Source organism: Bacteroidia bacterium, assembly GCA_041391665.1.
Lineage (GTDB): Bacteria > Bacteroidota > Bacteroidia > J057 > J057 > JAGQVA01.
Genome location: JAWKNO010000003.1, coordinates 1,410,246 through 1,422,173, shown reverse-complemented (window position 1 = coordinate 1,422,173; position 11,928 = coordinate 1,410,246). Strand labels below are relative to the sequence as shown.

Annotated in this window: 16 protein-coding genes; 2 read left to right on the top strand and 14 right to left on the bottom strand. The window is 42.0% G+C overall.

Features of this window, described 5'->3' with window-relative positions; translation table 11 throughout:
* Window positions 1-6: 6 nt before the first annotated feature.
* From R3D00_28535 to R3D00_28475, 13 genes are all read right to left on the bottom strand, one after another.
* Window positions 7-915, bottom strand: coding sequence for a tryptophan 2,3-dioxygenase family protein (locus tag R3D00_28535; protein ID MEZ4777158.1), 909 nt, complete (start codon window positions 913-915; stop codon window positions 7-9).
* The gene (locus tag R3D00_28530) at window positions 912-1,355 is read right to left on the bottom strand and encodes a hypothetical protein (GenBank protein MEZ4777157.1); all 444 of its coding nucleotides are present in this window, start codon (window positions 1,353-1,355) and stop codon (window positions 912-914) included. The genes R3D00_28535 and R3D00_28530 overlap by 4 nt, the downstream gene beginning before the upstream one ends.
* Window positions 1,352-1,738, bottom strand: a complete 387-nt coding sequence (locus R3D00_28525) for a group III truncated hemoglobin (protein ID MEZ4777156.1) — start codon at window positions 1,736-1,738, stop codon at window positions 1,352-1,354. Before R3D00_28525 ends, R3D00_28530 begins: the two co-directional genes overlap by 4 nt.
* A 1-nt stretch (window position 1,739) precedes the next feature.
* Window positions 1,740-2,036, bottom strand: a complete 297-nt coding sequence (locus tag R3D00_28520) for a hypothetical protein (protein ID MEZ4777155.1) — start codon at window positions 2,034-2,036, stop codon at window positions 1,740-1,742.
* 36 nt (window positions 2,037-2,072) lie between these two features.
* Window positions 2,073-2,309: a hexameric tyrosine-coordinated heme protein gene (locus R3D00_28515; protein MEZ4777154.1), complete on the bottom strand. Its 237-nt coding sequence runs from the start codon at window positions 2,307-2,309 to the stop codon at window positions 2,073-2,075.
* A 16-nt stretch (window positions 2,310-2,325) separates the two neighbouring features.
* Window positions 2,326-2,730: a cytochrome C gene (locus R3D00_28510; protein ID MEZ4777153.1), complete on the bottom strand. Its 405-nt coding sequence runs from the start codon at window positions 2,728-2,730 to the stop codon at window positions 2,326-2,328.
* A 5-nt stretch (window positions 2,731-2,735) separates the two neighbouring features.
* Window positions 2,736-2,996, bottom strand: a complete 261-nt coding sequence (locus R3D00_28505) for a hypothetical protein (GenBank protein MEZ4777152.1) — start codon at window positions 2,994-2,996, stop codon at window positions 2,736-2,738.
* Between the two features lie 4 nt (window positions 2,997-3,000).
* The gene (locus R3D00_28500; protein ID MEZ4777151.1) at window positions 3,001-4,008 is read right to left on the bottom strand and encodes a cbb3-type cytochrome c oxidase subunit II; all 1,008 of its coding nucleotides are present in this window, start codon (window positions 4,006-4,008) and stop codon (window positions 3,001-3,003) included.
* Between the two features lie 10 nt (window positions 4,009-4,018).
* Entirely contained in the window at window positions 4,019-5,770 is a 1,752-nt protein-coding gene (locus tag R3D00_28495) for a cbb3-type cytochrome c oxidase subunit I (protein MEZ4777150.1), read from the bottom strand.
* A 47-nt stretch (window positions 5,771-5,817) separates the two neighbouring features.
* Entirely contained in the window at window positions 5,818-6,252 is a 435-nt protein-coding gene (locus R3D00_28490; protein MEZ4777149.1) for an Rrf2 family transcriptional regulator, read from the bottom strand.
* Window positions 6,253-6,685: 433 nt separating this feature from the next.
* A complete protein-coding gene (locus R3D00_28485) occupies window positions 6,686-7,414 on the bottom strand; it encodes a thioesterase (GenBank protein MEZ4777148.1) in 729 nt (242 codons plus the stop codon).
* Window positions 7,415-7,426: 12 nt separating this feature from the next.
* On the bottom strand, window positions 7,427-9,514 hold the full coding sequence (locus R3D00_28480) for a molybdopterin cofactor-binding domain-containing protein (protein MEZ4777147.1): 2,088 nt from the start codon (window positions 9,512-9,514) through the stop codon (window positions 7,427-7,429).
* Window positions 9,507-9,977 carry a (2Fe-2S)-binding protein gene (locus tag R3D00_28475; protein ID MEZ4777146.1) on the bottom strand — a complete coding sequence of 157 codons (471 nt, stop codon included), beginning with the start codon at window positions 9,975-9,977 and terminating at the stop codon, window positions 9,507-9,509. Before R3D00_28475 ends, R3D00_28480 begins: the two co-directional genes overlap by 8 nt.
* Here R3D00_28475 and R3D00_28470 point away from each other — a divergent pair.
* Together R3D00_28470 and R3D00_28465 are read left to right on the top strand one after the other, a co-directional pair.
* Entirely contained in the window at window positions 9,966-10,199 is a 234-nt protein-coding gene (locus tag R3D00_28470; GenBank protein MEZ4777145.1) for a hypothetical protein, read from the top strand. The genes R3D00_28475 and R3D00_28470 overlap by 12 nt on opposite strands.
* Window positions 10,200-10,343: 144 nt before the next feature.
* A complete protein-coding gene (locus R3D00_28465) occupies window positions 10,344-11,069 on the top strand; it encodes an ATP-binding protein (GenBank protein MEZ4777144.1) in 726 nt (241 codons plus the stop codon).
* A gap of 19 nt (window positions 11,070-11,088) precedes the next feature.
* On the opposite strand, the gene R3D00_28460 is transcribed toward R3D00_28465, so the two are convergent.
* Window positions 11,089-11,598 carry a response regulator gene (locus tag R3D00_28460; protein ID MEZ4777143.1) on the bottom strand — a complete coding sequence of 170 codons (510 nt, stop codon included), beginning with the start codon at window positions 11,596-11,598 and terminating at the stop codon, window positions 11,089-11,091.
* Window positions 11,599-11,928 lie beyond the last annotated feature (330 nt).

The window sequence follows — 11,928 nt, the reverse complement described above, 5'->3', positions numbered from 1 at the left end:
TAAATGTTATTTATTATTTCCCCAATTGGTTATTTCGTCATTGTTCCAAAGCGTTGGGAAAAATTTACGCTGTTGAAATTTAGGATGCAGATACTTTTTCCATTCACTTCCACCTGTTGCTGCTTTGTTTTCGCCTTTAAGGTCGAGGTAATGTTGAGCGGTTTCAAGGTGCACCAATGGCCAAGCCACATTGTACAAATGGTCAAACTCTTTCAATTTAGTTTTCAGTGCTTCCGAACAATTTTGCATATTCAACACTTTATCTTCGAGCGTAGAGCCTTTCGTTTTGTTTGCCATTGCAATTAATCGGTCTAAATACTTCTCTTCAAACTGTATAAGTGTAAGTGACTTTTTACCTGTTTTTCTATTCAAACCTGCATCTTTCCAATAGATGTGTTCAAAAAAGTCGGCTGTTGAAGGATTGTTTGGCAATCTGGTTTTACCGTCTTCGTTGATTAGGTTTTCCAAACGGGTACAATAAATCTCAATCAAACGAAATGTTACCGATTGAAAACCACTTGCAGGCGTTAAACTGCTTCTAAAAGTGTTGTAATCGTCATAGTTCATTCCGTATTTCATTACATCAAAAGAACCAATAAGCATATTGGTGTAGCGGTTCAATCGGTCTAATTTTTCCAACCAAATGGTTTCATTAAAAGGCTCATACACCAATTGTTTTATTTCGTGAACCATCATTTTCAGGAAGAGTTCAGTTACCTGATGATACATTATAAAAATTTCTTCATCCTTAAAATTGGTTCTAGGTTTTTGAAGAGAAAGGAGTGTATCGGCTTCCACATAATCCCAATAATTAATGGGTTTTGCGTGAAGTAATCCTTTTAGGTACGTTTCGGGATTTTCGCCCAATTGCTGATATTTTGTTTCAATATCATTGATGATTTGTTCTTTGCTCATATTGTTGTGTTTTTAAAAAGTGTTAAACCAAAAATTGTAAGTCCTACTACTTTAACTACTTCCATTCCTACATAATAAAAATGAAGGTTAGAAGACGGAACGAACTGCCTTTGAATATGCAATTCAGCTCTAGCATCCAAAGCTGGTAAAAGCCAAAAAGTTTGTATTAGTAGAAGAATAAGAGGTATGACAAAAGATAGATTTTGCCATTTAAGAATTTCAGAACTATTCCAAAAAATGTTGATGATGATAACCAAAGCAAACACCCATTCAACTTTGTTGAGTGCATTGAAAACAATTCTACCTATCCCTAAACCTAAAGGAAGATTTATGCCCGGAGCACGGAATTTGAGCCAAGCTTCCATAAAACTAATGGCACACACAAAACCAATCCAAAGGAATGTGCAGATAAGAGCTATGGGCATTTTTACAACGGTCATAGGATCGGAATTGACGGATTGTTTTTGTAATACTCAATTTTTGAATGGAACATTTCTGCCATTCGTTGCCCTTGCCATTTCATACGTTCTGCTTTTTCCCCTTCAAAATTTTCATCTACCGTTTCGTAAAAGAGTTTTAGCCATTGGTTGAAATGCTCAACGCCAACTGGTAGTTTTGCGTGGGGTACAAACGGACTGCCGTGATAGGTGTGTTCATCCAACAAAACAGTTTGCCAAAAGCGGTACATTTTTTCTAAATGTGCAGGCCAACGGTCTTGAATAACATTATTAAAAACATCTTTCAATTGTTCGTCTTGTCTAACTTTACCGTAGAAACAATCCACTACCAATTTTACATCATCAAGATTTAGTATGTCGTTCATTTTAGAATATAGTTAATAATAAAATGGCTAAGTTGGTTATTACACTTGTGTAGAAAATTCCTAGACACCACTTTGCAGGGCTTTGTGCAATGAATGCGGAATTTGATGCCATAGTTACTGCTGCACAAATTGCAAGCAAAAAAATGTTGTCTGCCTGTAATGCATACATTGCCGCAATAGAACCCCAGCAACTTTGGGCAGTCATCATTATTGTCATGGCACCAAATCTGTTTACTTCAAAAGATTGAGCCTGTTTGTCGAACCAATTATTGGTTAATGTTTCTGATTTTGTTTCCATTCTTTCTGTTTTTAAAGCTATTTTTTTACTTTTTCATTATTTTTTCCAATAATTATTTGCTCCTGCCACAGTTTGAAATTCGATGGCAATTACATTCGCAGAAGCAATAAGCTGTGTGGTATCATTGGCATAATCGCTTCTTAATTTTTTTCTTGTTTCGGCATCCGTTTGTATGGCTGCTATAGACTTCCTTGCCATTTTTACAGCTAATTCTCTACCTTCTTGAGGCGTAGTGGTGATTAATGATTCTAACCAAATTTCTTTATTATCCATTTCTATTTTTTTTGAATTACAGACTAAAATTTGTGATGGTATAAAATGCTGCCCAACCTAAAAAAGCAATGAGCAAAATCCAAAGCCAACTCGGAATACTTTGAGGGGTTTCGCTTCCTTCAATAAGGAATTTCTTTTGATTTCCTTTGTCATAAGCATTAATCATAAGCGGAATAACTCCATCTACCACTCCATTGTCACTTAACCCTTCTACCGAAATTGCAGGGCCATTTTTGACAATAAATTTTATCTTCCGAATACCTTCTCTTCCTGTTGGCGATTTGCTAATGAGTTTCAACGTGTGCTCGCCATCAGTTAATTTACTGGTGTCCAAATCAAATTGTACAGGTGGAATTAGTTCAGCTATTGGATGCTGTTCGTCATCCACAAAAAGTTTTATTTTGCTTTTATATTCTTCCATCTTATTTAATTGCTTAAGATTGATTGTTTGATATGGTTTTCATTTTTCTCACCGGGTTTTATCAGATATTTTACGGAGTAAATGAGTGTTAAAATGGTGATAACAGAAATGATGGCGATAATTACCCAATCCCAATTGCTTTGAGGCCCTGCTCCGTGAGTTAACCCTTGCGTTATTTTTGGCTGTTGTTTTTCACAAACAGGACAAGCGGTTGCTATTTGAACTGTTAAAAAGATAAGAATTGATAAGAGATATTTTAATTTCATCGTGTTATTTGTTTGATGTTAATTTTATAAAATCCATTATCTTTTTCACTTCTTCAGGAGTTACCGTTTTGGCATTGTTTCCCCAACTTGTTTTTTCGTGATTGATAATGGCAGTTACTTCTTCGGGAGTTAGGTTATTATCCGTACCTACTGCATTCATCACGGCATATTCTGGTCTTGCATCATAACCAAGCATTATAATATTGACGAATAATTCAAGGTCATCACCCAAAACTATCGAGCTTCCTTTTAATGAAGGAAATGCTCCTTTAAGTCCTTCGCCATTGGCTTGGTGGCAACTCATACAGTTATTGTTGTACAATAATTTTCCGTCAGGTAGGTTGGCAGTGTTCCCACTTACCACCACAGGAATTTCACTTTTCTTGTATAAAAATTCCATCGGTACTTTTCCGTCAGGCAAAGGCACTTGCTTTAGACTTTGCAAATAGGCTACTAAATTGAGGGCTTCTTGTGTGGCTACAATTCTACCTGTTATGCCTTTTCTGTATGCATCAGGCACAACTACTTCTACATCTTTTTCACCCAATTCACTTTTTATTTCAAATAGCCAAGGGTAAGCAGGCATTATTGATTTATCCACTAATGCTCTGGGTTGATAGAGGTGTAATAAATTCCAAGCCAAACTAGGTTGTCGAGTTCCTATATTGGTCAAATCTGGACCAGTTCTTTCTGTACCCATTAGGGTAGCTGTGTTTGTCCAAAAATCTGTTCTCGAAATTCCTGCATAATCGGCAGGTATTCCTGGTCTGCTGCCCCAAACATTGTCCATATCTACATTTCTAACTTGTTGGGTGTGGCAAGCCACACAGCCGTTGGCGATAAAACTTTTTTTACCGAGATAGGCTTCTTGACTTAATGGCTCATAGCCGGGCAATGGTTCATTGTTATCTTGATTGTTGATGGCAGGCATTATTGCAACAACTATTGTAAGACCAACAAATAGTCCCAGTGCCGTTCTGAATAGTTTTTTATGATTGTCGAAAAATTCCATTTCGTATATATTAATTTGTTACTTCTTGATTGTCTATTGCCACCTTAGCATTTAAAATGTCTTTTGGCGAAGAGGGTATTTCTATCTCTTCTTTCTTTTTTACCATTACATAAAAGTTGTAGGCAAACAAAATATGAGAAAGCCACATCAATGAGCCACCAATGGCACGCCAAAGCCAAAACGGAGCCATCAATTCTACACTTTCAATAAATGATTTATTACCTTCCATCCACATCAATCCCCTGAGCGTAGAACCGTACATTAGTGGGAATGTATAGAAAAGCAATCCTATGAGTGCTAACCAAAAATGAGCACCAACGGTAATTTGAGGTGGTTCTTTTCCTGTTAATCTTGGTACAACAGTATAAATAAAGCCCCAAAGCATAAAGCAGATGATACCATACATTGTGAGGTGCGAATGAGCTACGGTAAAATCGGTAAAATGCCACACCAAATTGGTAAACTTGAATGCTTCGGCAGTTCCCTGTAGTGAACCCGTGAAGTAGAATATGATGCCAATCAAATAAAACGGTAGGGTATAACTGCCTGAAAGCTTGTGCCAAGATCCTTTGAAAGTCATCAAGAAATTTGTAGTCCCAGCAACAACTGGTATTATCATACCTGCACTACCTACAATGGCAACAGTTTGCAACCACCAAGGAATCGCACTAAAAATGAAATGATGCGTTCCAATTAAAGTATAAAAAAGGATTTGAACCCAAAACGCCAAAATACCTAAGCTATAAGAGTATATAGGTTTATTTAATTGTTGAGGAAGAAAATAATACATCAATCCGAGATTGAAAAGCATAAACCACATTCCAACGCCCTGATGCATATAGTAGCCTTGAACAATGGTTTCGCCCAATCCATTTTGCCAACCTGGCCAATAGGCAATTACGGCAATCACCAATAGAAACATCATTGCAGAAATGATGTACCAATTAGATACATAAATTTCTTTGGTCGTTCTTTTCGCTATGGTTTTGTAAAAGTTTTTAAGCGAAATGATAACGCCAACACCAAACAACGCCATCACAGGCCAGATGTATTCTCTGTATTCGCCACCACCATTGTTGATACCAGCCATTAAAAACAAACTACCAAGTACAACCGAAGCGTTTATAAGTATTAGAGTACGGTAGCCTGTTTTTACACTTGCAATTGGTACGTTGCTAACTCTCGGAATTACATAATAAGCTAAGCCCAACATTGCCAAAGATGCCCAACCCCAAAATACAGCGTTTGTGTGTACAGGCCGTAATCTTCCAAAGCTCAACCAACTGTAATGATCAACATCTGGAGCAACAAATTTAATCCCAACATATTCACCAACCGTAGTTCCAAACAACAACCAAAAAGTGGCACAACCTAAATACCATAGAATGAGTTTGGTCAAATCAGGTTCAATATAAGGTCTTGCCTGACTTTTTTTCTTTTGTTCAATAAATCGCAACGAACTTGCTTCGCTCACATTGTCAATCAAACCTTTTTCGTCTATAGGTGTCGTATCGCCAGCTAATTCATTATTAGTAAGAGAAAATTCAAGTTCCTTTTTTCGTTGCTCTAATTTTTGCACTTCTTCGGCACTCAAACCTTTCAAGTATTCATTAAATTTTTCGAGTTCTTTTTTCTTCAAGAAATTTTTTAGAACATTTTTCGCTTTTATGATTACTAATATCGAAGCAACAATTATTGGTATGGCAATGAGCAATAGCGTGATTATGATGCCTGATTCGCTGAATATATTTTTTGTTTCCATTTCTTATTTGTATTGGATAAAATTGTCCACTATTTATTCAAATTTTTTTAACGTTTTAAAAAGGTCAAACCTTTTTCATAATCCATTGCCAATGTTTTTACGGTAGTATTTTCAAGCATTTTCTTAAGTTCATCTCGTATCACTTTAAATTGATTGTGTACAGGACAAGGTTTATCAGCATTGCATTTTTTTAATCCCAAGCCACAACCATTATAAACCGTATCGCCATCAATTGCATAAACAATTGAATTTAACTTCACCTTTTCCAATTCACTTTTGTCCATTGAAAAGCCACCAGTTGGTCCTTTGTCGGAATTGATAATGTTGCTTTTTGACAATCTTTGTAATATTTTTGAGGTATATGCAGAGGGTGATTCAATAGCTTCTGCCACATCCTTTAAGCTCACTTTTCTGTCGAGCAGGGATTGCTCTGCAATGAAAATTGAAGCCCTAATACCGTATTCACAAGCTTTTGAAAACATCTTTTACTTTTTATCGGTGCAAAGATAAGTACTTTTTTTGAATAGTGGATATATTTGTCCAGTATTTTTTCTGGGCGAGGAAAATTGGCTCTTTTGGGGTTTGCCTGTGTGTCGGGTTGTGTGAGGGGGCAAACCCCAAATGTGCCAATGTGGGCAGGCATAAAATTATTTTTTAAAATGTGCGGTGGGAAAAATTTTTAAAACCATTTGGGTCGGATTGAGTGTCGGAAAAGTCAGGTCGGTTTGTGTCAAGTTACAGCGAAATTGTCTGCTGAATTAAGGTCGTCCGAGAATTTATTTGGAAGTCAAAGTCTGGTCGTTTTGGTGTTCGTTCGATGGTTGCACGGTCGTCTTTTAGGCTTGCTTATAACATCCATATATACGCCACCCATTGCGTTTATTTCCTTATTGACTGAGTCTAATATATCCCCTTTTACCCCCCGCTCCTCGCCATTGCCACAAGTTTGCCTTCCTGATTTTCGATTTTATGGAGAAAATGGCTGTCTCCTTCGGGCTGGCTCTGGCAACGCAGAATTTCCCCCGACAGGGCTTCGGCTTTAAAAATAATGTCTATTTCTTTTATCACTTTCCCCGCAACCACTTCATCGGGCAGGGCGTCGCATATCCACTGAAAATACCGCATATTGGTGACATGGCCGTTGAGGTCGAGGTCGTGGCGGCGAATGGTGAAAGTGGTTTCATAAAGAAAGTTTTCGCCCGGCGCCAGCTTGCGCTCCGCTCTGGGAAGATGCGCCACGCCTTCCGGCGGTCTTATGTCGCGTGCCAGTTCGGGCCTGATGCTGAGTTTGCGGGTCTGGATGTCAAACATCAGCCAGGTGCTGGTAGCCTGGGCAATTACTTCGCCTTTTTCGTCTAATGCGCGGTAATCTCTGTAAAAGTAAAACTTCTCCCAGCCCGACGGCCAGGTCTGAATCTGCACTTTCTCGCCAAGAGAAGGGTAACGAAAAACTTCCAGTTTCATCCGGTATAGTACCCAGGCCACGCCTTTGGCGTGGAGTTGCTCCATCGAGGCTCCCAGTGCAGCTGCGTGCCAGGCCGCCGCTTCCTGCATATACCCCACCAAAAAGGGCAATGTCAGCTGACCGTCAGCGCCCGTCTCGTACGTGCGCACAAAAAAATCTGCCTGATGTATGAAAGTCATAGGAGAAAGTTACTAATTCTTCACCACCCCATCAGGCGCCAGAGGCAAGGTCGTCAGACGTATGCCCGCCGCATCACGGATCGCATTGCCCAATGCGGGGGCAATACCTACAATTGGTGTCTCTCCTGCACCAGCCGCTGGCAGATCTCTTCGATCCAGCAATATGGTTTCGATCGGCGGAATGTCGCTAAACCGTGGAAGGCGATAGCCTGAGAAAAATGGATTCAGAATCCGGTCTCCTTCAAATTCTATGGCTTCAAATAAAGCGCCTCCCAACCCCTGCACAATCGCTCCCTCTACCTGATTTTTGAGATGGTCGGGATTGATAATGGCACCGCATTCAAAGGCCTGCACGATGCGCAGGACAGATAACTGCCCGCTGACAGGGTTGACGGCCACTTCGGCGCATGTGGCGACATAACCGCCTTTGTCATAGCCGCAGGCAATGCCTTTCCCGTGGTTTTCGGGTAGTTCTTTATCCTCCCATCCGTAAGTATCGGCAACGGCTTTCAGCACTGCGAGGAGGCGCTCGTCGGTAATATTTTTCTGCCTGAATTTCAGCGGATCCATGAATATGCTGCGTGCAAGTTCATCTATCTGGGACTCCCGGGCAAAATGGTTGGCGACGGAAGCCAGTGAGCGGTAAGAACCCTGGCGCAATGGGGATTCCACGGGGTGATATTCCGTAAGCTGATGGGCGATGTTGTATGCCGGGCGAATCCCCGACCCTCCGGAGTTGTAGTTGTGAAATTCCCATGCCGTGAGGGTTCCGTCTTTTTTGATTCCTGCCGAAACTTCCATTACACCCGCAGGACGAAAATAAGCCCAGGTAAATTCTTCCTCCCGTGTCCAGACGATTTTCACAGGTTTTCCCACAACTTTGGCGAGACGAGCAGCTTCGAGGGCGGCTTCTCCTGTGTGTTTTCCTCCGTAACCCGAACCGGTATCCGGCATGATCACTCTGACCTTTTCTTCGGGCATCTGGAAAAGTTGCGCAAGTTCGGTGCGCACGCCAAATGGCCGCTGGGTACCCACCCAGGCCGTGAGTTTATCACCTTCCCATTGGGCAATAGCGGCTCGTGGTTCGAGCGGGGCATGGGCGATATAATTGAGGCGATAGGTTTGTTTTTGACGAATGTCTGCCTCCGTCATCCCCTGGATGACGCTGCCGCTTTCATTTTGGGTGCGACCACCACCGGATCTGGCATTTTCTGTGAGATAGGTAAATATCTCCCGCTGGGAAGGTTGTGCGGTTGTGCTCCATTCGGCTTTGATCGTGCTGAGCGCGCGGTTTGCCAGCCCGGGGTCGGGCGCCGCCACGCCAACGAAGTTGCCGTCTTTGACGACTACCACGCCGGGCATTGCCTCTGCCTCATGGGTATCTGCTGACACGAGGTTTGCATGCCAGGCTGAAGGGCGCAATATTTTGCCATAGTACATATCCGGCATATACATGTCGGAGGTATAAACGTGTTTTCCGGTGACAAAGTCTCTGCCATTTACCTTGGGAATATGTTTTCCGATGGTCTGCCAGCTTTCCGCAGGTGTCAGGGGCTCGTCTTCGCGGATGGTGCGCAGCAGTTGTTTTCCTTTTACCAGCGAGGCGTAATCTTCAGATTTTCCTGATTTTTTGTACAGGATTTTTCCGCCTTCCACGGTGAGGAGATGTTTAGAAGTTTTCCATTTTGCCGCGGCCAGTTCGAGCAACATTTCCCTTGTTGCTGCTGCGGCTTTTCGCAACACCGGACTCATCGTCGGGGTTGTCAGGCTCCCAAAGGTGCCCCGGTCATAGGGCGTCAGATCGGTGTCGCCCATGACCATGTGAATGGCTTCTACGGGGACGCGAAGTTCTTCTGCTACTACCTGCGCCAGCGAAGTGCGTATATTCTGCCCTACTTCCACCTTTCCGGTGAATATGGTGATGATTCCATTTTCCCCGATATGAACCCATGAGGCCAGGTCGGTCGGGTTGTCCAACAGGGTTTCTGCGCCGGTCTCAGCAGACGACCACATCCATCCGGGCAAAATCACGGCTACCGCTGCGCCTCCGCCGAGGAGTTTGAAAAAGCGGCGCCGGTTGAGGGTATTTGTATTATTCATTGTTTTGGCCGTTGAGTTTGGAGGAAGCGAGGGAAATGGCGTCCACGATGCGATTGTAGGTGCCGCAGCGGCATACATTGCCATTCATAAAAGTGATAATCTCCTGCCGGGTAGGCGCAGGATTTTTTTTCAGCAGGGCGACGGCAGACATGATCATGCCGGAGGTGCAATACCCGCATTGCAGGGCTTCTTTTTCGAGGAAGGCTTCCTGTACAGGGTGAAGATTCCCGTCTGCTGCCAGACCTTCTATCGTGGTGATTTTTCTCCCTGCGGCATTCATGGCCGGGTATATACACGAACGCATGGGAATGCCATCGAGCAGCACCGTACAAGCGCCGCATTGTCCTTCTCCGCAGCCGTATTTACTTCCGGTAAGTTGTAATTCGTCGCGAAGAACAGAAAGCAGCGATTGCCCCGCTTTCAAATCTGTTTCGTAGGTTTTATTATTGATATGCAGTTCCATCAGACGCAGGATTGGAGTAAATGGAAATTTACAGAGAGGCAAAATTTACAAAAATATTCTGAAGGAAATTTGATAGTGGCCATTCTTCAGACAGAAAAACATGGCGCGGCAGAGAGCATACTCTTCCGGGAACAACTTGCTGAGGTTGAACTGGCAGCATCAAAAATTGAAGTGATGGGCACACGTTATACAGAACAAATGGAGAAAATGACAGGTCGCTGATCGATCGGGATGTAATATCCCGGCTTGTTTCAATTTTTATTTCTTTTCGGGTTGTCCTACTTTTCGGACAGGCTAAACTTCATACATTGGACTTTCCTTTTCAGTTTTTGGACACTTATCACCAACGAAATGTTGCAATCGGATATGGAACCTGTAAAAGCGAATGAACAAGGATTGGCGCTTCACCGGAAACTCGAAACCATTGATAAGGGGTTTAAGGAATTTGTCTATGCAGTATCTCATGACCTGCAGGCGCCTGTCAGGCATATGGGCAGTTATGCAAACTGGCTGGCAGAAGATGAAATGAAAAACTTGTCAGTAGAGGGACAAAATCATTTGAATAGAATTATTCAAACTTCAAAACGCCTTCAGAGTATGATTGATGAGTTGGTTGTGTATTCCCGAAACTATCACCTTACTCCCCAAAAGTCTCTGATTGATTTAAATATTCTGGTTGAGAGCATTTATACGTCTATCGGGATTAACACCAATGTAAAATGGGAAATAGCCACTTTGCCGACTGTCTATGCAGACAAGGCGATGATCCATATGGTATTCAAAAATCTCCTTTCCAATTCCCTGAAATTCACCACTTACACTGAAAATCCATCCATATCCATTCAGGTTCAGGAGCAGGAAGAGGAATACATATTTTCTATAGCTGACAACGGAATCGGGTTTGACATGGCGTATTCGGAAAAATTGTTTGTAGTTTTCCAGCGACTGCACAGGAGGACTGAATTTGAGGGAAATGGTATGGGGTTAGCCCAGGTCAGGCAAGTGATCGATATTCATGGCGGACAGGTGTGGGCAGAAGGTGTGGTCAATGCAGGGGCGACATTCTACTTTACCCTGCCCAAAGATATGTGATATGAAATAAGCAAAATTGTCAGGGAATATTTGATTGACCCAAACCTGAATCATCTTTTCTTAACTTTTTCAGCTTTCGGTTGACCATATCCAAAACCTCCTGGTTGGCTTTGATTTGTTGTTTTATTCGCAGGGTAGTCGTATCCAATAAATGAATATGCTCAATTTTTGGCGTTTCCCGGGACCTCAGCAGACAGGTATAAATGACTTCGTTGAGCTTGTCGAGATTGGATTTCAGTACGAAGCCATTGGCACCGCTCAGTATAGCAGCCGCAGCGAGTTCTTCTCCGATTGTGCCTGTGACAAATATGAAGGGTTGGGTTATATTCAGCGTTAAGGTAGCTTGAAGTGCTTCCATACCGGAAAACTGAGGTAGTCTGTAATCGGCAAGTATAACATCCGGTGCAAAGGTTTTCAGCAGATCGCAAAAATCTTTACGGTTATCTGCAACCCGAATATCCACAGCAATAACAGTAGATCGTTTAAGTATCCTTGTAACCATTACTACATCATCCAAATCGTCTTCCAAATATAGTATTTTCACCGATTCCATAACCCATCTTATTACGACTGATATAATATACGAATTTTATATTTTTCATAAAAAAATATTTATCCGGAATAGATTGCAGAATGTAATAAAACTTGCTGTTTGGATCCAAAGCAGGCCCTGAAGAACCTGCCTGCAATTTCATCAATTCGGTGTAAGAACAGAGCCCATATGGCTGGAAAATTTCCCGGTCTGTTTCATCCGCCCTAAATTTTGAAAAAATTCTTACATCTGAATAGTTGAAGAAGAGATCGTTAGTTCAACTACAACCGTCTGTAAATCTCAAGTTTGAGCACACAATCCATATTA

What these genes read in the sequence shown, in the direction of transcription:
- R3D00_28530 (MEZ4777157.1), bottom strand. Translation starts at nt 1,355, where the DNA reads ATGACCGTTGTAAAAATGCCCATAGCTCTTATCTGCACATTCCTTTGG.
- R3D00_28510 (MEZ4777153.1), bottom strand. Translation starts at nt 2,730, where the DNA reads ATGGAAGAATATAAAAGCAAAATAAAACTTTTTGTGGATGACGAACAG.
- R3D00_28470 (MEZ4777145.1), top strand. Translation starts at nt 9,966, where the DNA reads ATGCAGTTCCATCAGACGCAGGATTGGAGTAAATGGAAATTTACAGAG.
- R3D00_28480 (MEZ4777147.1), bottom strand. Translation starts at nt 9,514, where the DNA reads ATGAATAATACAAATACCCTCAACCGGCGCCGCTTTTTCAAACTCCTC.
- R3D00_28515 (MEZ4777154.1), bottom strand. Translation starts at nt 2,309, where the DNA reads ATGGATAATAAAGAAATTTGGTTAGAATCATTAATCACCACTACGCCT.
- R3D00_28525 (MEZ4777156.1), bottom strand. Translation starts at nt 1,738, where the DNA reads ATGAACGACATACTAAATCTTGATGATGTAAAATTGGTAGTGGATTGT.
- R3D00_28485 (MEZ4777148.1), bottom strand. Translation starts at nt 7,414, where the DNA reads ATGACTTTCATACATCAGGCAGATTTTTTTGTGCGCACGTACGAGACG.
- R3D00_28505 (MEZ4777152.1), bottom strand. Translation starts at nt 2,996, where the DNA reads ATGAAATTAAAATATCTCTTATCAATTCTTATCTTTTTAACAGTTCAA.
- R3D00_28520 (MEZ4777155.1), bottom strand. Translation starts at nt 2,036, where the DNA reads ATGGAAACAAAATCAGAAACATTAACCAATAATTGGTTCGACAAACAG.
- R3D00_28535 (MEZ4777158.1), bottom strand. Translation starts at nt 915, where the DNA reads ATGAGCAAAGAACAAATCATCAATGATATTGAAACAAAATATCAGCAA.
- R3D00_28495 (MEZ4777150.1), bottom strand. Translation starts at nt 5,770, where the DNA reads ATGGAAACAAAAAATATATTCAGCGAATCAGGCATCATAATCACGCTA.
- R3D00_28500 (MEZ4777151.1), bottom strand. Translation starts at nt 4,008, where the DNA reads ATGGAATTTTTCGACAATCATAAAAAACTATTCAGAACGGCACTGGGA.
- R3D00_28490 (MEZ4777149.1), bottom strand. Translation starts at nt 6,252, where the DNA reads ATGTTTTCAAAAGCTTGTGAATACGGTATTAGGGCTTCAATTTTCATT.
- R3D00_28465 (MEZ4777144.1), top strand. Translation starts at nt 10,344, where the DNA reads ATGGAACCTGTAAAAGCGAATGAACAAGGATTGGCGCTTCACCGGAAA.
- R3D00_28475 (MEZ4777146.1), bottom strand. Translation starts at nt 9,977, where the DNA reads ATGGAACTGCATATCAATAATAAAACCTACGAAACAGATTTGAAAGCG.